Below are 21255 nucleotides of genomic sequence, written 5' to 3' on the forward strand. Positions count from 1 at the left end.
TTACCAGAGGATAACAATTTTTATATTTTTAGCAATGAAAATTATTTAGATTATTTTTTATAAATTATATTTCAATTATCTAATTTGCAAAGTTTAATACTTTCATCATTAATTATTCTTCTTATAATTTCTATATTAGAATCATCAAAGTTTTTAGGGAAGTATATGCTTTTTATTTTTATATTATTGTTATTTAAAATTGCTCTGTAAGCATAATCTTCTGAATTATAGCTGAATATAGAAAGTAAAGTGTCATAATGAATATTATCTTCTTTAGTGATAAACTTAGCAGTTCTTCCGTAAACATTTTCTTCTTTATTATAATTTTTTGTTTTAATTATAATTGAATCTGAAGCTTCATACTCTATACATATGCTATTATCATATAAATTATTAATAGATGAATTAAATGAAGCAAAATAAATATTCATTTTATTATTAAAATGTTCTATAACAGGTTTTATTGCTGTTAATTTTCCTGCTTCCATAGAGTTTTCTAAAATATTGAATATATTTTCAGTTTCTGTTTTTTTATCTAATAATAATTTAAGAGTGTCTGTATTATAGTTAATATTTTTGTATAGAGTGCAAGAAGAATTATTTTTATGTATATTATGGAACTCTATAGTTTTATTTAAAGATTTTTCAAATAAGTCTAAAAAGTCATTATATTTTATTATATTTCCTTTCAATAAAGTATATGATAATAAAAATATATTGTAGCTTGCAAAATTATCTTCTCTTAAATCAAAATTATCTATATATCTATTGTAAGTATCAAGAAGTGAATCATAATCTTTTTTCAAATAATATATAACAGCCAAATTATTATAAAGCTCGAAAGATGATTTTTTACTTTCTATTAATTTATTATAACATATAGAGGCATTATCATAATCTTTTATTCTATAGTATGATTGAGCCAGCATATTATAAATGTCATCATCTCTTCTATCAATTCTTGATGCATATTCTATAACTTTATTATAATCTTTATTATCAAAACATATTGAAAGTAATTTATCATAATGTTTAAATGAATTAGGATTTACTTCTATAATTTTATCTGCAATACTCAAAGCATTATCATATTCTTCTAAATCAAAGTATAGATTAAATAATATTTCATAAGAATTGCTGTATGAAGGATTAAGCTCTAATGCTCTATTTAAATAAATTAATGATTTTTCTTTTTCGCCTAAATAATAGTAGGATAAACCTATACCGTTATATGAATCAGCATTATTATTATTTATATCTATTGCTTTATTGAAATTCTCTATCGCATTATTATAATCTTCTAAATTATAATAAGCTAGTGCCAAATTATTATAAGCCTTATAATATCTGTCATTAATTTCTATAGATTTATTGAAATAGTTTATAGCTTTGTCATATTCTTCATTAGATGAGTAGCATATACCTATAAAGTTATAAGCCTTATAAGCATTTGGATTTTTTTCTATCACTCTTTCAAAACATTCTATAGCTTCATAATAATATTTTTTAGAATAATAGCTTATTCCTAATTTATTATAATCGGTAAAAGTATTAATATCTAATTTTTTAGCCTTATCAAAATAAAGTGCCGCTTTATCGAACATCTTTCTATTGAAATAAACTAAAGCTAAATTATTATAGGCATTGGCATATTTAGGATTAATATCTATAGCTATATTGAAATATTTTATAGCATTATCATAATCTTTTAGGAATGAATATACTGCTCCCAAAGTATTAGCTATTTTGCATGACTTACCATTATACTGAAGGAATTTAGTAAAGCATTCTATTGCCTTTTCATAATTATTAATATTATAATAGCTCATTCCAAGCATATCATAAGCTTTAAAAACTCTTTCATCTAAAGATTTTGAATGTTCAAAAAATTCTATTGCTTCATTATATTTTTTATTTTTATAATAGAATAAAGCTAAATTATTAAAAGCCTTATCATATTTAGGATTAATTTCTATAGCTTTATTAAAATTTTCTATAGCATTAGTATAATCTTTTTTTTCAAAATAACTTATTCCAAGCAGATTATATGCTTTAAAAGAATTAGGGGTGATTTTTAAAGTTTCATTGAAACATTCTATAGCTTTGTCATACTGTTTTATAGCATGATAACTTATACCAAGAAGATTATAAGATTTAAAAGTTTTTATATCTACTTTTTTAGCTTCTTCAAAATATCTTACAGCATCTTCATACTCTTTAAGCTCAACGCATACCTGTCCTTTATATAGATTTGCTCTATAATTTTTAGGAACTTTTTTTAATATAACATCTAATATTTCAAGAGTCTGATGATAATCTTCATTATTAAGTCTGTATGAAACTTCATTTAAAAGATTTTCCATCTTTGTATTGTACATAAAAACCCCGTATACAATTATTGTAATTATTTTACAATGAATATGTATATTATGTCAACATTAAAATGCAATTTTTTATTTATTAAAATACTTTTTTAAATCATCATCATTGATATTAATAGAGATAAGTTTTTTGCTGTTTTTCTCACCCTTTAATATTTCAACATCTCTTTTTTTGATATTAAGCTCATCAGCCAAAAAATCAATTATAGCCTTATTAGCTTTACCGTCTATAGCCTTAGCCATAATGCGAATGGAATAGGCCCCATTCTCAAATTTAAAACTGTTGGATTTAGCTCCAGCTGTTACTTTAACTTCTATGTTCATCATTTTGTATATTTTTCATAATACTCTTTATATAATTCGATAACTTTGTTTAAATGTTCCTTACATGCATTTTCATCCCATTTATTGTTTTTTAATATCAATAATGATTTTAATGACTGTACCTCGCCTTTTTTAAGTTTATCTCTTAATATAGAAAATTTATATGATTTATTATTTAATTCTGAATTTAAACTTCCGCTAATAAGAACTAAATTACCAAAACTATTTAAACATTCTTCTTTTGTTTCATCAGACCATTTATCATCGTTTGATAATTGTGTATCATTTTGCGGATATACATGTTCTATAGAATTTTTGGAAGTAATTCTAAATTTATTTAATATTTCTTTTATTTTTTTATTAATATTATCATCATTTTGATTAAAAATATTAGAATCTATATTATTATAATAATTATACCATAAAATAAATTCTAATTTGTAAAACCAATATCTATTACATCCGTAATAATTTAAATTTTGTAATTCTTCTTTTAATTTCTTTATCATATTTTTGGTTTTGGTATTGTCATGATAATAACCATCTATATCAATAGCGGATATTTCAATAGTTTTTTCACTTAAAGTTTTTGATTTTTTAATTTTATAAAAATATAATAAATTATCTAATTTCATTAAATATTGATATAACTCATTTGCATCATTAATTTTTATACATTGATATAAAAAAGGAGTAAGCCAATACTGCGTTATTGATTCCTGAGTGTAGTATAATATACTTTGAAGCATAGATAAAGCTTTATTATTTTTATCTATCCTTCTTTCTATACTCCTACTATTTTTTCTATAAATAATATTACATATAGATAATACTTCTCCATCTTCATTATCTGACACAAATTTAATAACATATTTATCAAATAGAACTCTTATTTTCCATAAAAGCTTAAAAAAATAGGATGTCTTTTTAGATATATTATCATCATCAAAAATATGTTTGAATATATTGATGAGCTCTTTTTCTTTTACATCTACTGTTTTTGCTATTTTATTTTCTATTAAAAAAATTCTTAAAGTATGTAATAAAAGCATTGGAAAACTTATTATACTTCTTATCTTTGGTGCTTCATAATTACTTTCTGAATCATTATATAAATCATTTTCAAATTGATTATCTAAATCTTCAAAATCAGAATTCCTTTTTAAATTTAAAATGTCATAAAAATCAAGTCCTCTTTTACTTTTTAAATTATCTTGATTTTCTGTTTCCTTTATTATAGATTTCAAATATTCTTCAATATTTTCTGATACGCCTACATCTTTCTCATCAGCCTTTCCTCTGTCATTAGCATTAACTAATTTTCTCAGTGTTTCATTATCTATTTTTAATATATCTTTTAAATTTTTTTCAATATAGTTATCCATTATGGAACATGAATCCCATATTCTAGAATAGATATCCCTATTATTTACTTTTGACAGCAAATAAGATTTTAATATTTCATGCTGTTTTAATTGTCTTCCTCTATTATTAAATGTTTCAAATAATTTATTTATATACATCTGATTTTTATTTGGCATTTTATTAATTACAAAAGTTAAATTTTTAGCAATATATTCTATAAAACTATTTAATGTTATTATGCTTTTATCAGAATTAATCCTATTCAGAAAATGATTTATTTCTTTATTTGCTATATCAAAATCTGAGTTTTGATTTTCTTCATTAAAAAGGTTAGCAAATTTCCTAGCTCTAAAAATTAATCTTTCTTTTTTATTTTTATCTAAAAACTTTAATACAAATTCATTGTTATCAATAATTTTTTTATCTGAATTAAAAGTAAGCATATTGTAGTAAAACGCTGCTGTCCGTCTACCAAGTCATATCTATTGTTATTGTCATCATCTCTATAAAATACAATTAATGAACCTATATAATATTCATTATTATTATTTATAATGGCATTTTCTATATCTTCTAAAAGTTTTCTTATTTGCTCTTCTTTCCATACATAGTTTCTTTGATAATTTGGTATACTAAAATACATTTTTTCATCTATTATTTTATTTAAACTAAATTTACCTGCTTCAACTTTATTACCCATATCATTGTCCTTTGGAAATTATTTTTAATATACTATTTTTTCTATCTTTTAATTTATCCATTTTATAATTTATACGTTTTTTATCTTTCATCCATGTTATGTTTATATCTATACCTTTATCTTTAATAAAATTTGAATAGCTGATAATATATTTAGAAATTACTCCTGATTTTTTTATATCTATATTTTCTTTTATTTTAGGAGTGATTTTATCTATAAATTTTATAATTTCATCTGACTCAAATGACATCTGTATAATATCTAATAAATTATCTGTCTCTTTTTCTTCTATATCAAATTTTAATATTTTAATTATAGTTTCTTTTGATATTCTAGCTTTTAATATACGATAATTTCCTATTAAATAATCGCAATATAAAGCGAATTTAAATAAATCTTTTTCTCCATATTTATCATAATAAACAACACAAAGCAGTTCAAATAAAGATTTTAAATATTTACTTATATTTGTTTTATATATATCTGTATATAATTTATGAAATTTTTTAATTTCATCTTCATCAGCATCTTCATCTGATACTTCATTATTATTATCAAATAAATATTTGTATATCTCATTATATTTATTTGTATATAGAAAAAAGTTAATACCTTCCATAATTGGCTGACGTATCTTAAATGGATAATATTTTTTATCTTTAATTTTTATGTTTTTTCTTTAATATTAAATACTAAGGAATTAATATCTTTAGTAATATTTTTATCAATATACATAATATTTTCAATATTTGTATAATATAAACATTGATCATTATCATTATGTTTAGTATTTTTTTCAAATTCTCTTTTTATTTCTTTTATATTTTCATAATGTATATTGCGTCCTGTCCATCTTCTAGCTTTCCATAGTATTTCGTTAAATAAAATATTTAAATTATTATGTTTTTTCTTTTTGTCATATTTATTATTCTTATCCCAATCTTCTGCAATAATATCTCTATAATTATCATTTTTTATAGCTCTTAAATGATATGATTTCAAATAATCTATTGCATCTAATGTAACGCCTCTCCCATTTTGCGTATCAAAAAATATAAAAGCCTCATCTTCTGAGTCAGTTTCTATTTCTGTAAATATAATATTGTTTAGTAAAGTAATTTTATTATTTTGATTATTATCTAAATATTCTTTTACATATTTATAATTATTTCTTATGTTTTGCATAGTTATTTTATTATTAAATTTTCCTTCAATATTATATTTTTGTTGTTCAAAAACATAATTATATTTTTGTTGTTCAAAAACATATAGTATTATTAATAAAGTTAATATACGCTGCTGACCATCTATAATATTGTATTTTTTATTTGTTTTATCATTATGAAGAATTACTGTTCCTAAATAATATTCTTCATTCTCATTATTTAGGAAAAAATCTTTTAAGTCATTTAAAAGATCATCAACATTTTCTTTATCCCATACATAAAATCTTTGGTATTCAGGAATAACCAATTGTTTTTCTAGTAATTCTTTTAGAGTTAATATGTTTACATTAATACTCATATATAAAAACCTTTAATATAATATGTTAAGTATAGTAATTTTTTTATTTATAGTCAATATTTTTATGCTTTATTTATTAATTTTACATATATTAGTAAACCCAGCAGTAGGCACTCCTAAACCTCTTATAAGCCTAGCCCAATAATTAACCTGAGCCGCAGTGGAAGCTAATATTAATATAGCACGTTCTGAATACTCTTTTTTTACTTCTGTGATTAATTCTTCTGATATTATTACAGGAGTTTTTGTTATGGCTGAAATATATTTTAAAGCTGTTTTTTCTTTATTCGATAGAGTAGGGCAGGCATCTATATCTTTATTTTGTAAATATTTTATTTCTTCATCTGAGACATTTTCTTTATCATATTCAAAGCTGTTCATATCTATACAAAACGGACATGCAACATCTATTGAAATCTGTATCCTTATGAGTTTCAAAAGCCTTTTAGGTACTTCTTTATCATCATGAGTTATTAATGCTTCCATCACACCAGAACTTATTGCAGTTTTAGGATTCCAAGCTAAAATCTTTGGAAGGAGTAAATCTTTTTTAACTTTCTTTTTTGCTATCCATATAGGCAGTTTCAAAAAGAAAGGAATTTTCTTAGGTGGATTGATGTATGCAGTAGTTTCACTTTCAAAATAATTGTCTTTATTGCTTTGTATGTCAAAGTTTATATTGTTCATTTAATTGTCCTTTTTTAGAAAATTTTTTGTATATTATTATTAAGCCATATACGAATGACTAAAACTATAAAATGATTTTTTATATTAATCTATATATAATTATTTACAAGTAGCTTCAAATTTATTAAATATGATTTATAATATAGCACTAATAGTGTAAAAGGATCTTATGGAAAATATTAATAAATATCTGCATGAAGTAGATGAACATATAAAAAATAAGAACTATAGCGAGGCATTTTCCTTATGCAATGATATTTTATTGATAAACCCTAATAATATAGAAGCGATGTTTAAAGCAGGATATTGCTGTTATAGATTAAAAAAATATGATATATCTATGATGCATTTTATAAAAGCTTCTTCATTAGAGAAATTCAGTACTAATAAAGCTATATATAAATACTATATAGGTAGATGCTACTATTCGTTGAGAGTATATAAAGAGGCACTCGAATATTTTAAAGATGCATACAATTTGGATAATAACAATAAATACTATACTCTATGGCTTGGAATAACATATTCTAAAATAGCTGTAAATAATAATAATTATAATACAGCATTAATGTATTTGTCTATGTCTTTGGGTTCAGAAGATTATTTAGTATATGGATATATAGGGTATTGTCATATTCAATTAAAAAATTACGATAAAGCTATTATGTATTTAAATAAATCAGTAAACTTGAAGAATAATGATTATTTAAGCAGATATTATTTAGGCAATACATATTTTATAATGCAGATATATGATAAGGCTTTAGAGCATTTAAGTGAATCTGTGAAATTAAAAGATGATGATTTTGATAATTGGTTTGCTTTGGGGTTGCTGTATAAAGTTATATATGAAAATGATTTATCAGATGAATGTTTTGAAAAGGCTAGAAATATTGCACTGGACAGTAATGATATTGATGAAGAGCTTGACTGCTTTATTAAACTTACGGATTCTCAAAATGATGAATATTTGAATTATTTATATCTTGGTATATGCTATGCAAAACTAGAAAGCTATAAAAATGCTGTATATTATTTGCTTGAATCTATAGCAATAAATGAAAAATATAATAATGAAAATAATTATTTAGCCTATTATTGGATAGGTTATATTAATTATATAGATAGCGAATATGAAGATGCAGTAAAATATTTTGAAAAGTCATTAAATCTTAATGATGATGATGATGAAAATTATTTAGTTTTATTATGGCTTGGTGATTGTTATTTTAGATTGGGTAATTATAAAAAAGCTTTGTTTAATTTAAAAAAATCTATAGAAATTAAAGATGATGAGGCAGAAGCTTATAAATTAATATCTGAATTGTATTTAAAAGTAGGAAAGAAAGAAAAATATAATAATTATATAAGCAAATATAAAAAACTTATAAAGAATGCTAATCTATATGATAATAATACTTCAAAAAAACATAATGATTCTAAAAATATAAGTGCTGTATTTGAATATAATGAAGATTATAACTACTCAGATAATATTTATGAAAAAGAAGAAATAGTAAACAATGATGAAGAAATGCATTCAAAAAAGAGTGATATTTACCATTTTATTAATATTTTATTTCAGAATATAGAAGAGAATGATTTATACAATTTATATTCATCTAATACCGAAAAAAAATCCTATATAGATTTCAATGATTTCAATATAGACAATTATTTATCGTATAGAAATATAGTTAATAATGCTGTAAAAGATAATTTTGATAATACGGCTAAAATAACAACTATAAAAAATATCATAACAAATTTTGATATAAAAAATGGTGTTATAAATGATTCAGAAATAGAGCATTCAAAAAAAGTTATAGATGATATAGAAGAATTATTTAATTACACTTCAGAATGTATATTAAATACTATGCATTACTATTATAGGAAGAAAGATATAGAACTTTATTTAATATTGATGAATATAATAGAAAATAATTTATAAAAAAAGCACATATATGAAAAATATATGTGCTTTTTTTGATTGTATATTATTTATAGTTTGAAAAACTTCATAGCTTGCTGTAATGAATTAGCCTGAGCAACTAAATCTTTTGATGCATTTTCAGCATCATTTACCAAAGCATTATTCATTTGAGTAGCTCCGTCCATTTCGGATACAGCTCTATTAACTTGTTCAACACCTGATTGCTGTTCTACCGCTGCCGAGCTTATTCCTCTCATTATATTAGCAGTTTCATCAATTTTTGCTCTTAAATCTGCAAATATCTCTTGAGAATGATGAGCTGTTTCAGTGGCTTTATTAATTTTATCATAAGCATTTTCAACTAAATCTGTAATATCTTTTACAGATGACTGAGTAGTTTGAGCAAGATTTCTTACTTCACTTGCTACAACAGCAAAGCCTTTTCCTTGATCTCCAGCTCTTGCTGCTTCTACAGATGCATTAAGTGCAAGTATATTAGTTTGAAAAGCAATGTCTTCAATAATTTTTGTGATATTTTTTATTTTTGTACTTGCATCATATACTTCTTCTATATTTTTAGTAGTTTGTATAATAATATCTCCTGCTTCATCTATAGAAGATTTTGAAGATATCATCATATTATTTCCTGTTATAGAGTATTCAGTAGATGATTTTATAGTAGAAGCCATTTGTTCCATAGAAGCTGCTGTCTGCTGCAAACTAGCTGATTGTGCTTCTGTTCTTCTTGATAATTCCATATTTCCTTTAGCCAATTTTTCTGAAGCATTCATTATACATATAGAAGCATCATTAACTTCTTTGATAGTTTCAACTAATTTATGTCTCATATTAGCAAAGCTGTCTGCAAGTATTCCGATTTCATCTTTTCTAGGTTTGATTTTTCCTGTAAATTCTGTCAAATCTCCTCTTTCTATTTTCTGAGCTTCATCTACTACTAAAGATAAAGGTTTTGTTATAGATCTTATAAATATATTAATAAATATTGCTATTGCTACTATAGTAATAATACCAAGTATAATACCGCTTAATATAGCTTTTCTGCTTTCAGCAAATATTTCTTCTGAAGTCATAGTCATAGAAGTTATCCAAGGTACATATTTCATTTTTGTATATGATCCCATCATCTTATGATTATTAGCAGTATACTCAACAACTCCTTTTGATAATTTTTTATCAAATACTTCTTTATAAACTTGAGGAGCATCTGTATTAACTTTATTATAATCAGTATTCATAAGAACTTTCATGTTAGGACCTATTACATCTAGTCCGCCTGTGTCTCCTAATTTTATGCCTTCTATATAATTTTTATAGAATTCTCTCCAGTTAAAAACGGTATATAAATAACCTATTTCTCTATTTTCATATTTTATAGGAGCAGCAAAAATGAATGATAATTCACCATTAACTACTGAAGGAGCAAGACCATTTCCATAGCTTACACTGCCGTAGCCATATTCTTTATTATGAAGTTTATTCCAAACATTGATATTGCTGTCTGTGAATCTAGTTCCTATCCATTTAGGATAATCGCTGTCTGCTATTACAATTCCATTTCTATCAACTATTCCTACATGTATAGCACAGGCATTTTTTTCTCTGAATGTTTTTAAAGTTGAAGTTAATGTTGTTAAACTATTTTCATTAGGATTAGACACCTGTTCTACTATTATTGGAACAGATGCATAAGTTTCAAGTATATAAGATTGTGTTCTAAACCAAGCATCAAATACTGATGCATACCCCATTACTGTTGTTTCAAATCCTTCAAATCTGCTTTTAGATATTCCGTTTTCTGCTATTGTAAGCGAAATGATAAGCATTATTGTTATTAATATAGTGGTAACAATACAAAGAATTACAGGAACTTTTACCGCCAAACTATTAAATTTACTCATCCATATACTCCATATGTTTTCATAAAAAATTATCAACGCTTTGAATATAATAATTATTTTTACATAGTCAATAAATTTTTTATATTTTTACATTTTTTCTAAAAAAAATTTAGATATTTTTAATTTTATTAATAACTAAAAAGTAATCATTAATGATTGATAAAATCCGAATATTACCTATGATATAGAATTTTTAAATATAAATTATGGTGCGAAAATTATGAATATTTTTATTAATGGCAAAGAATTATCAGTAATGCTTGAAAATGAAACTAATGCCTATGAAGTATTAAAACCTATAGAAGAATGGTGCAATTCTAATGACTTTTTAATAAATAAAATCATTATAGATAATAAAGAAATGCAGCCTTATATAGATGAAGAATATGAGACTATACCTGTAGAAAATATACAGAAAATAGAAGTTGAAGCATTAAGTCAGGCAGAATATTCTTTGTATTCTATTATGTCTATTGTTGAGTATATAGAAAAAGTATCAAATACTGTTTCAGTTACTGCTAAAGATATAGAAGATTTAAAAGATGGTATGTATTGGGTATTGGATTCTATACCTAGAACTATATTCCTATTTAATATGAGTTTGGATTCTTATGGGATCATTCATATATTAAAAATGCTTGAAGTGAAGTTAGAAAAATTTAACAATGCATCGGATAATATAGATAAATTTAATGAGTTTTTTAATAATGAGTTTAAGCCTTTCTTAACTGAAAAAATGCTTCCTACTATGTACATAGTAATAGAAGAAGCTAAAATAAATACAATATTCCTTTTTGCGGGAAATATCACTGGAAGTAATGCTTTATATAAAGTAGGAAGTCTTCCTAAATTCCTTCCTCTAATATTGGATATACTTGATTCTATAGTTAATAAACTTCAATCAGGAAATGATAAAGAAGCTTTTATATATGCAGAGAAATTTTCCCGTATAGTAAGTTATGCATTCAGCATACTTTCAAATGTGGCTTCTATTTATTCAATAGATTATTCTCAAATTTCTTTGAATTCTGTAACTCTTACAGATGCTATAAATGATTTTAATGAAATGATGAATAATGTTTTAGATGCTTTTGCAAATGAGGATTATATATCAATAGCCGATTTGCTTGAATATGAAATCAAAGAAAGAATAGAAAATATTATGAATTATATACCGCTTGTAGAGGAACATATTGAAAAACTCAATGTTTGATTTTGAAGAGGACATTAATAATTTCAGACCTATGGCTGAAAGAATGCGTCCTCTCACTATAGAAGAAGTTTTCGGTCAGCATCATATATTAGACAAAAATAAAACTCTAAGGAAAATGATAGATAATGATAAGATTACATCTATGGTTTTCTTTGGGCCTCCCGGAGTAGGAAAGTCGACTGTTGCATCAATTATAGCTAAAAAAACTAAAAGCGAATATATAAAGCTTAATGCTGTACTTTCAAATGTTTCTGAAATAAGAGAAGCTATAAAAAAAGCTGAAAAGAATTTAGAAAACAGAAAAAAAACTATACTATTTATAGATGAGATACATAGATTCAATAAGAGTCAGCAAGATGCTTTACTTCCTGCAGTTGAAAATGGTTCGGTAATTTTAATAGGAAGCACAACATTAAATCCATATTTCTATCTTAATAATGCACTTCTTTCACGTATAATGCTTTTTGAGTTTAGAAATCTTGATGACAATGACATAAGAGAAGCCATATTAAAAGCTATTACAGATAAAAGGGGGCTTGGGGAAGATGATGTGGCTGTTGAAGATGAGGCTATTAATTTAATAGTTCGTTATTCTCATGGCGATGTAAGAAAGGCATTTACATATCTTGAAGCTTCATACTTAGCAACTCAAATAGATGAAACTAAAGAAAAACTCACAATTACAGAAGAAATAGTAAGAGATGTTACAAGCAAGCAGTCTATAACATTTGATGAAGATGAGCATTACAATACTATAAGTGCATTTATAAAGAGTGTAAGAGGAAGCGATCCTAATGCTGCAATTTACTATTTAGCTAGAATGCTTGAATCTGGAGAAGACCCTAGATATATAGCAAGACGTTTATGTATACTAGCTTCTGAAGATATAGGACTTGCAGAACCTAATGCTATGAATATTGCTTCTTCTCTTGTGAGCATTGTTGATTTTATAGGTATGCCTGAAGGAAGAATTCCATTAGCTGAAGTTACTATTTATTTAGCATTATGTCCTAAATCAAACTCCGCTTATAATGCTATTAATAAAGCTATTAGAGATATAAGAAATGGAGAATTATATTCCATTCCTAACTATTTGAGAGATAATCATTCTGCAACATTCGATAAAAAAAGCAATGAAGAATATAAATATCCTCATGATTATCCTTATCATATAGTAAAACAGGACTATTTAGAGCATGGCATAAAAAAAGAGTATTATGAACCTGTGGATATAGGCGAAGAGAGAGAACTCAAAAAACGTTATGAATGGATCATAAAACATATATAATTCATTTTACTTAAATAAAGTAAATCTGTTTTATCTTAGTATTATAATAAAAATAGATGTTCATGCTATTTATTATTATATGTTCCATATTATGTGGCTCGCTTCCTTTAAGTTTAAAGTTCTCTTTATCTTTTTTGGAGGTAAATATGCATGATAATATGATTCTGGAAGATGGGGGATATGGAAGTAAATCTACAGAAGTATGAATATCTAACAATAAATAGCTATACATATATCCCCACTTCCGCCATAATATTTACAAAATTCTATTATTTATTTTGATATATCTTAAAACAAATTCTGTTTTTATAACTTTAATATGAAAAAATCCCATTAACAATATGGACTAATTCTGTAAATTATATATAATTAGAGAATAAATTTGTACATCATATATTGGAAATATTTATGAAAACAAATAAGTTGAAAATAACTTTATACTTCATTACTATATCAATGTTTTTATTCTCATGTTTGAAAAATAAAGAAGAAAAAGATGATATCATAATATTCGCTTCTGCTAGTTTAATGAGTCCGTTAAGTGAAATATGCACTAATTATGAAAAGGAAACAGGTAAGAAAATAGGCTGTACATTTGATTCATCTGGAAGGCTGAGAAAACAGATACAATCCGGAGCTTATTCTGATTTATATTTTTCGGCTTCTACTAGGGAAATGAACGCATTAAAAAGTATAGATTTATTGCACAATGATAGTATAACAAATGTACTTAAAAATGATATAGTATTAGTAGTGCCAAAAAATTCAGATATATATCTTGACTCTTTTTGGGATTTAACTAATGATTATGTAACGAAAATAGCTGTTGGAGAATCAATGACTTCTTCTATAGGACAATATACAGAGGAAATATTAAAAAAATTTGATATATATGATATTATTTCAGATAAAATTATATATGGTAAAGACACAAAAGAAGTAATTGATTTGGTAAAAAATGATAAAATAGACTGCGGAATAGTTTATATAACAGAAGCCATACTCAATAATAATAATGATTTACAAATAGCTGCTGAACCTAAAACTCATACGGATATAGTTTATAGTATTGCTGTACTCAAAAAATCTTTAAAAGAAAAAGAGGCAAGAGATTTTATTAATTATTTATTTTCAGATAAAAGCATTAATATATTAAAAGGTTATGGATTTGGAATTGTTATATAAAAACTTTATTTACATACCCCGCCCTTTAAAATTTACAACTTTATTTTAAAGTTTAGTGTTATTTATATTTAAAGCCAAATTAGAATTTATTAGCACCCGCCCAAGCTTTATTTAAATTTAGAATTTATTTTAATACTCTAATTATCATCTTTAGAAGCAGAGTTCAATGTGAGATTAGCATTTTTTTGCCATTTATTTGAATAATAATAAACTAAATGGAAAACCATATTAAAGAAATTACTCACAGACATAGAAATCCACACTCCCCATAAACCTATTTTTGGAGATAATAAATAAAGAACCGGAATTCTTACTAGGAAATGAGTAAATAAAGTAAACAGCATAATTACAAAAGTTTTTCCGGAAGCATTAATAATACCATTTGCTGAAAATATAATGGCAACTAATATTGTTGAAGGCACACCGGCATATATATAGCTTTTCATATACGGCATTATATTATCATCTTGTACAAATATTTTTATAATATACTCTGGAAACAGCATGCATAATGCAGTCATAATCAATGCTATAGTTAAAGAAATTTTTAATCCTGTATTAAATATTTCTTTGATTCTATACATTTTATCAGCCCCTATATTCTGAGCGGCCATAGTTCCTATACCTGAAAGAATAGCAGAAAGCGGTACAAATGATAAAGCATCTATTCTAGAAGCTACAGCAAAAGATGCGGAAGATAATTCTCCATAGGAGTTAATAACTTTATTTAAAAATATCCAGCTTATAGAAGATATCATCTGCATAAGAGTGAAAGGCAAACCTATTTTTATTATTAATTTTGTTATGCTAAAATCAAATGTAAAATTAAGCGGATTAGCCCTTACAATACTGTTTTTTACTTTTAAGTAAATCATACTTACTATTACAGATATAGCCTGTGCAAATACTGTGGCATAAGCGGCACCCTCTACACCAATAGCTGGTATTGGTCCTATTCCTTTTATTAAAATAGGATCTAATACTATATTTATCACAGAAGATATTATCAAAAATATTAAAGGTCTTACAGTATCTCCTATACCTCTAAGCAAAGCAGAAACAAAAGTATAATAAAATACAAATGGAAAACCAATCATACTTATTCTAAAATAATTAACAGCATCTTCCATTATACTATCAGCAGTATTTAAAAATACCATTAGATTAGGTGCAAATATGTATCCTAATATAGCTAATGTTAAAGCAGTTATTAAACTTACAGTAGTTGAAACTTTAGAAATATATGTTACATATTCTTTATCATTAGCTCCGAAATACTGTCCTATTAAAACATTAACAGCAGTTGCTATTCCTGATGCTATAGCTGTAACAACCATAGTAAGAGGAAAACTTATTGAAACAGCTGCAAGTCCTTTAGAACCTACAATTTGTCCTATCCAAATGGCATCAACTGTAGAGTATGCCACATTTAATAAGTTCCCCAAAACCATAGGGATAACTAATATTAAAAGCCCTTTGGCTACATTACATTCTGTTAAATCTAATAATTTTTCTTCTTTTGCCATTATAAATTTACCTAAATTATTTTTTTATATCAAATAATTCAGTAATTCTATATAGAAGATATATAAAAGTCAATAAGTAATATTTTTAATGTTTATAAATTATGTTCAGCTGCGGAATGAGAGGCAATATTTGCATCTTTTTTCCATTTGTTGGAGAAGTAATATAATAAACTTAAACTCATACTAAAGAAGTTGCTTACAGCCATAGCAGTCCAAATTCCCCATAATTCCATCTTAGGAGATATCATATATGCAAGAGGTACTCTGATTATTATATGAGCACAAAAAGCAAATAGCATAAGCATAAAAGTTTTACCAGCTCCATTAATGACACCATTAGCAGTAAACATTACAGCAAGCATTACTATAGAAGGCATAACAACATAAATATAGCTTTTAGTATATTTCAAAACGCTCATATCTTTAGTAAACATTCTTACTATTATCTCAGGAAACAATACCGAAAAAATAGCCATAAATGCAGATATTCCTACAGAAAGCATCATTCCAGCTTTAAATATTTCCTTTACTCTCTCCATTTTTCCTGCCCCTATATTTTGAGCTGTCATAGTGGCAATACCAGCAGATAATGCTAAAAGCGGAAGAAATGATAAAGAATCTACTCTCATAGATACAGCAACAGATGCAGAAGCAGCTTCTCCATAAGTGTTTATAAGTCTGTTTAAAAATAACCAGCTTACAGATACTATTAATTGCATAGCAGCAAATGGAAGCCCTATCCTAAACATCAGCTTAGTTATATTAAGATCGAAAGCCAAATCAAAAGGATTAGCTTTTACAATACTATTTTTCATTTTTAAATATATCATAGATACAGCAACAGAAACGAATTGAGAAAAAGCTGTGGCATAAGCAGCACCGTCAAGTCCCATAGGTGGAAAAGGTCCTATTCCTTTTATCATAAGAGGATCTAATATTAAATTCAAAACGGATGCAATAGCTAAAAATATCAAAGGTCTTACAGTATCTCCAATTCCTCTAAGCAAAGCAGACACTAGAAAATAATAAAACATAAATGGAAAACCTATCATGCTTATTCTGAAATAGCTAACAGAATATTCCATTATACTATCTGCAGTATTTAAAAATCTCATCATAGCAGGAGCAAATATATATCCTATTATCGCCAAAGCTAAGGCAGTTATCAAACTTATAGTAGTTGAAACTCTAGAAACATATATTACAGAATCTTTATCATTAGCACCGAAATACTGTCCTATTAAAATATTGGATGCTACTGTAACACCTGAAGCTATAGCCATAAGTATCAATATTATTGGAAAACTTACAGCAATAGCACCAAGTCCTTTAGGGCCTATCATTTGACCAATCCAAATAGTATCAACTATATTGTATGCGATATTTAAAAGGTTTCCTAATATCATAGGTATAACTAAGTTTATAAGTCCTCTGCTTACATTACCCTCGGTAAGCTCCAACATCTTATCTTTTTCCATGATTGTCCTCATTCATAAGTTTTTATAATTTATAGTGTTTTTATTTTATCATAATGTTTTCATAAAAATTGGGGCTTGAAACATATTATTTTCAAAACCTATTAATAACTTTTTTATTATTGCATTGTTTATAGAAAAAAGTTTAAAAAGTATAAAATCATTCAAAAAAGATAAACATAATGCAAAAGATTATGTTTATTAGACTTAATCATATTCTCAATAAGAGATAGAAATAAATGACACTTTACTGCAATGATATCAAATACAGATATTTGATAATATGAATCAAATTGCGGTAATTTCATACAATTTCCTATATGATTATAAGTTATAAAAACGGAATATATGTTTTCTATTAAAAACTAATTAGTAATCTTATATTCTTAAAAAATAAAGTCAATATCAAAAATGTATTATTTATAAAAATTTAATATTTTATAGTATAAAATATAATTTATTGATATTATCTTCTTCTCCTAGTAGAAGACCTTCTGAAAGTAGATTTTTTTCTTGTAGAGCTTCCTGAACTAGGTTTGAATAATGTTCTTCTTTTAGTAGTAGAACTATTATTATCTACTGTTGTTTTTTTAGTTGTGGATCTTGAATTATTAAATATGCTTCTTCTTGTTGAAGTTCTAGTATATTTGTCATCATAGTAATCTCTATTAATAGTTCTTCTCTTACCATAATCATCATAATATGTTGGTCTTCTATCGTCCATCATATTCATAAGCATCATATATGTAAAGAAACTGTTTCCATAACCTCTGTTATTTACCACTCTTTGTGCGCTTTCAGGCTCAATTTCATCAATGAAGTTTGTATATTTAGTAAAACTATTTGTAGGAAGAGGAACATTAAATTCATATTTTCCTTTATCAAACATCATAGGACCTATTTGAGACATAGAAGTATTAACTATGACATCATCATCATTTAAAAATTGAGAAACTAAAAATATATTTTCTGATTGTCTGCCTGATTTTTTAGCTTCTACTACCACTTTTATGCTATCATTTTCTTTATTTGCTGATACAACATTAAAATATGATTTTGATGGTGCAAAACAAGAAATAAAAATAAAATTTAAAAATAATAAAATATAAACTTTCTTCATAATCATAAATCTCATAATTAATTTATATATTTTTTATCTAGTCCAAATCAATATAAGCAATTTTTTTATACTGATTTCTAATTCCATAAAGTTATTGGATAATGTTTTTCTTTCGCTTTTTATTAATAATTTTTGATATAAAATTTCATTAAGAAGATAAACCAAAAAATCTTCAACACTTGAATATACTTCTCCGGCACTTTCTGAAGTATAAAAAACTATTTCATTATTATTTCTTAATTCATTTGAAACGGCATTTCTGATTCTTTCTTTTTCATCATCATCTAAATCGTATATATGATTTTCTAATTCTTCTTTATTTTTTAAAACTTCAAATTGAAAATCATCTTCATAAAGAGCTCTTAATTCAGCATACTCTACCATATCAAAGTATTTTTTTACTTCGTCTAATATCATACAACCTCCTAAATAGGATTTTATTATATATGATATTTTTTACCTGTCAATATTTATATACTTTAAAGATTATGAAAAGATGGAATCATTTTATCATAAGTGCAGAATTGCTTAAATCCTATATCTTTTAGAATTTCTTTTGCTTCATTTATATGAAATCCCAAATGACTAGGCTGATGACTGTCGCTTCCTATAGTGATAATATTTCCTCCCAATTTATGATATAGATTTAATATATCTATGGAAGGAGTAGTATCTTTCAAACCGTATCTATGATATGAAGTATTAAATTCTATTCCTTTACCATCTTTTATAACTATTTTTAATATATCTTCTATAATAGGTTTCACTTTTTCAAAAGGGTAAACACCTTTTTTATCATATCGTATAATCAAATCTAAATGACCAAGCACTGAATAATTTTTAAACATTTTTACAACATTGAGCATTTCTTCATAATAGGCTTCATTGTATTCTTTTTGTGTTTTGTTTCTTTGAAAATCCTGAGTCCAGAATTCTTTATCATTTACCTGATGAACTGAAAATATAATAAAATCGAAATCATATTTTTTTAAAAGAGCCTCATATTTATCTATAGTATGAGTTTGTATGCCGCATTCAAGTCCTGTTTTTATATTAATTTGTTTTCCGTATATTTCTTTCATTCTTTTTATATCTTCTATATACTTTGTATAATTGACATTTGATATAGTTTTTTCGTCTTTTATTTCAATTTCGTTCCAATCTTTTTTTATGCCATAATCCACATGATCAGTAATACAAATATCATCTATATTTAGCTTTATAGCGTCTTTTATAACTTTTTCTAATGTATAATTAGAATCGTCACTAAACTCTGTATGTACATGATAATCGGCAGTCATATAATAATCCTTTTTATATTAGTAGTGATCAATAATTTATTTAATTATATCATTTATAATAAAAAGAGACAGCATATTTTTAATGCTGCCTCAAATTTATAAAGAATATTATGAACAAAAATTTTTTTTACTTATTGAAGAGTTTTCATATCAATTACATATCTGAATTTTGCCTGACCTGTTGTAAGTTTTTCATAGGCTTCATCAATTTGATTTGCTGCGATAATTTCTGTTTCAGGGTATATTTTATGCTTTAAAGAGAAGTCCAACATCTCTTGAGTTTCTTTAATACCTCCTATCATAGAACCATAAACTTTTTTTCCGCCTGAGAATATTAATCTTGCCAAGTCTATGCTTTGTTTTAATTCTGCTGGAGGAAGTCCTACTATAGCCATTTCTCCGCCGTATTTCAATAGATCAACATAATTGTTAACATCATAACCGGTAGGAATTGTAGATATGATTAAATCGAAACGTACAGGAACATCTTTTGTAGAAGTAAATAAATCTTTAGCTCCCATTTCTAAAGCTTCTTTTTTCTTCTTATCATTTCTAGCAAATACATAAACTTGAGCACCCATATTAACAGCATATTTTACAGCCATAGAGCCAAGTCCTCCGAAACCTGCAACGCCTACTACATCACCTTCTTTTACTCCTGAAAATTTCAAAGGAGAATAAGTTGTAATACCTGCACATAGTAATGGAGCTACTTTTTCCATTGGGGCATCTTTTGGTACAGTAATAGCAAATTTCTCGCTTACTACTATATTATTAGAGTATCCGCCGTAAGTAGGTTCATCATTATGGAAATGGTCTTTACAGTCATAGGTTAATACAGTTTGACCTCTTTCACAGAATTGTTCATGGCTTCTTTTGCATGCTTCGCATTCTCCGCATGAGTTTACCATACATCCTACGCCTGCATAATCTCCTACTTTAAACTTAGTAACATTTTTTCCTACTGCTACAACCTTTCCGGCAATTTCATGTCCCGGAACCATAGGGTATATTCCTTCATGCCATTCACTTCTTGCTGAGTGTATATCACTATGGCATATTCCGGCATACATTATTTCTATTAATATATCATTATCGCCCATAGAATGTCTTGAAAATTCAAATGGTTTAAAAGTATCTGTTTTGCTATGTACGGCATAACCTTTAGCATTTATTCTCTGACCTGAATTAGCTTCTTCTAAGTTTTTATCAAGTAACATAAATAACTCCTTTTTATAAATATGGCATTATTATAACATTGAAGTGTACTCCAATGTCAATAGGCAATATACATATTTTTGGAATTTTATT

19 protein-coding genes are annotated in these 21255 nt (G+C 25.6%); 4 read left to right on the forward strand and 15 right to left on the reverse strand.

Annotation, left to right across the window (positions count from 1 at the left end; genetic code table 11):
* Positions 1-71: 71 nt before the first annotated feature.
* The 7 genes from BINT_RS01005 to BINT_RS01035 all read right to left on the reverse strand — a co-directional run bounded on the left by BINT_RS01005 (position 72) and on the right by BINT_RS01035 (position 6981).
* Positions 72-2378, reverse strand: coding sequence for a tetratricopeptide repeat protein (locus BINT_RS01005; RefSeq protein ID WP_014486694.1), 2307 nt, complete (start codon positions 2376-2378; stop codon positions 72-74).
* 75 nt (positions 2379-2453) lie between these two features.
* Positions 2454-2705 (reverse strand): DUF167 domain-containing protein, encoded by a 252-nt coding sequence (locus BINT_RS01010; RefSeq protein WP_041177551.1) that lies wholly within the window; start codon positions 2703-2705, stop codon positions 2454-2456.
* Positions 2705-4513 (reverse strand): HNH endonuclease family protein, encoded by a 1809-nt coding sequence (locus BINT_RS01015; protein WP_148258770.1) that lies wholly within the window; start codon positions 4511-4513, stop codon positions 2705-2707. Before BINT_RS01015 ends, BINT_RS01010 begins: the two co-directional genes overlap by 1 nt.
* Positions 4459-4770 (reverse strand): DUF262 domain-containing protein, encoded by a 312-nt coding sequence (locus BINT_RS01020; protein ID WP_014486697.1) that lies wholly within the window; start codon positions 4768-4770, stop codon positions 4459-4461. Before BINT_RS01020 ends, BINT_RS01015 begins: the two co-directional genes overlap by 55 nt.
* A 1-nt stretch (position 4771) precedes the next feature.
* Entirely contained in the window at positions 4772-5440 is a 669-nt protein-coding gene (locus BINT_RS01025) for a DUF7834 domain-containing protein (protein WP_456151109.1), read from the reverse strand.
* Entirely contained in the window at positions 5437-6294 is an 858-nt protein-coding gene (locus tag BINT_RS01030) for a DUF262 domain-containing protein (RefSeq protein WP_041177139.1), read from the reverse strand. Before BINT_RS01030 ends, BINT_RS01025 begins: the two co-directional genes overlap by 4 nt.
* 69 nt (positions 6295-6363) lie before the next feature.
* On the reverse strand, positions 6364-6981 hold the full coding sequence (locus BINT_RS01035; RefSeq protein WP_014486700.1) for a carboxymuconolactone decarboxylase family protein: 618 nt from the start codon (positions 6979-6981) through the stop codon (positions 6364-6366).
* Between the two features lie 169 nt (positions 6982-7150).
* Here BINT_RS01035 and BINT_RS01040 point away from each other — a divergent pair, with 169 nt between their 5' ends.
* Positions 7151-8935, forward strand: a complete 1785-nt coding sequence (locus tag BINT_RS01040; protein ID WP_014486701.1) for a tetratricopeptide repeat protein — start codon at positions 7151-7153, stop codon at positions 8933-8935.
* A 50-nt stretch (positions 8936-8985) separates the two neighbouring features.
* On the opposite strand, the gene BINT_RS01045 is transcribed toward BINT_RS01040, so the two are convergent.
* Positions 8986-10836, reverse strand: a complete 1851-nt coding sequence (locus BINT_RS01045; protein ID WP_014486702.1) for a methyl-accepting chemotaxis protein — start codon at positions 10834-10836, stop codon at positions 8986-8988.
* Between the two features lie 220 nt (positions 10837-11056).
* On the opposite strand from BINT_RS01045, the gene BINT_RS01050 reads away from it, so the two are divergent.
* Positions 11057-12049 carry a hypothetical protein gene (locus BINT_RS01050; protein ID WP_014486703.1) on the forward strand — a complete coding sequence of 331 codons (993 nt, stop codon included), beginning with the start codon at positions 11057-11059 and terminating at the stop codon, positions 12047-12049.
* Positions 12042-13337: a replication-associated recombination protein A gene (locus tag BINT_RS01055; RefSeq protein WP_014486704.1), complete on the forward strand. Its 1296-nt coding sequence runs from the start codon at positions 12042-12044 to the stop codon at positions 13335-13337. Before BINT_RS01050 ends, BINT_RS01055 begins: the two co-directional genes overlap by 8 nt.
* Before the next feature lie 10 nt (positions 13338-13347).
* On the opposite strand, the gene BINT_RS14625 is transcribed toward BINT_RS01055, so the two are convergent.
* On the reverse strand, positions 13348-13569 hold the full coding sequence (locus tag BINT_RS14625; protein ID WP_148258771.1) for a hypothetical protein: 222 nt from the start codon (positions 13567-13569) through the stop codon (positions 13348-13350).
* Between the two features lie 176 nt (positions 13570-13745).
* On the opposite strand from BINT_RS14625, the gene modA reads away from it, so the two are divergent.
* Entirely contained in the window at positions 13746-14522 is a 777-nt protein-coding gene (gene modA, locus BINT_RS01060) for a molybdate ABC transporter substrate-binding protein (RefSeq protein ID WP_041177140.1), read from the forward strand.
* A 137-nt stretch (positions 14523-14659) separates the two neighbouring features.
* Here modA and BINT_RS01065 read toward each other — a convergent pair whose 3' ends face one another.
* The 6 genes from BINT_RS01065 to BINT_RS01090 all read right to left on the reverse strand — a co-directional run bounded on the left by BINT_RS01065 (position 14660) and on the right by BINT_RS01090 (position 21164).
* Positions 14660-16048: an MATE family efflux transporter gene (locus BINT_RS01065; RefSeq protein WP_014486706.1), complete on the reverse strand. Its 1389-nt coding sequence runs from the start codon at positions 16046-16048 to the stop codon at positions 14660-14662.
* 92 nt (positions 16049-16140) lie between these two features.
* Positions 16141-17526: an MATE family efflux transporter gene (locus BINT_RS01070; protein WP_014486707.1), complete on the reverse strand. Its 1386-nt coding sequence runs from the start codon at positions 17524-17526 to the stop codon at positions 16141-16143.
* Between the two features lie 463 nt (positions 17527-17989).
* The gene (locus tag BINT_RS01075; RefSeq protein ID WP_041177141.1) at positions 17990-18643 is read right to left on the reverse strand and encodes a hypothetical protein; all 654 of its coding nucleotides are present in this window, start codon (positions 18641-18643) and stop codon (positions 17990-17992) included.
* A 33-nt stretch (positions 18644-18676) separates the two neighbouring features.
* Positions 18677-19060: a hypothetical protein gene (locus tag BINT_RS01080; RefSeq protein ID WP_014486710.1), complete on the reverse strand. Its 384-nt coding sequence runs from the start codon at positions 19058-19060 to the stop codon at positions 18677-18679.
* Between the two features lie 62 nt (positions 19061-19122).
* Positions 19123-19944, reverse strand: coding sequence for a histidinol-phosphatase HisJ family protein (locus tag BINT_RS01085; RefSeq protein ID WP_014486711.1), 822 nt, complete (start codon positions 19942-19944; stop codon positions 19123-19125).
* A 131-nt stretch (positions 19945-20075) separates the two neighbouring features.
* Entirely contained in the window at positions 20076-21164 is a 1089-nt protein-coding gene (locus BINT_RS01090) for an NAD(P)-dependent alcohol dehydrogenase (protein WP_014486712.1), read from the reverse strand.
* Positions 21165-21255 lie beyond the last annotated feature (91 nt).

The sequence above is a fragment of the Brachyspira intermedia PWS/A genome (genome assembly GCF_000223215.1).
In the GTDB taxonomy this organism is placed as follows: domain Bacteria; phylum Spirochaetota; class Brachyspiria; order Brachyspirales; family Brachyspiraceae; genus Brachyspira; species Brachyspira intermedia.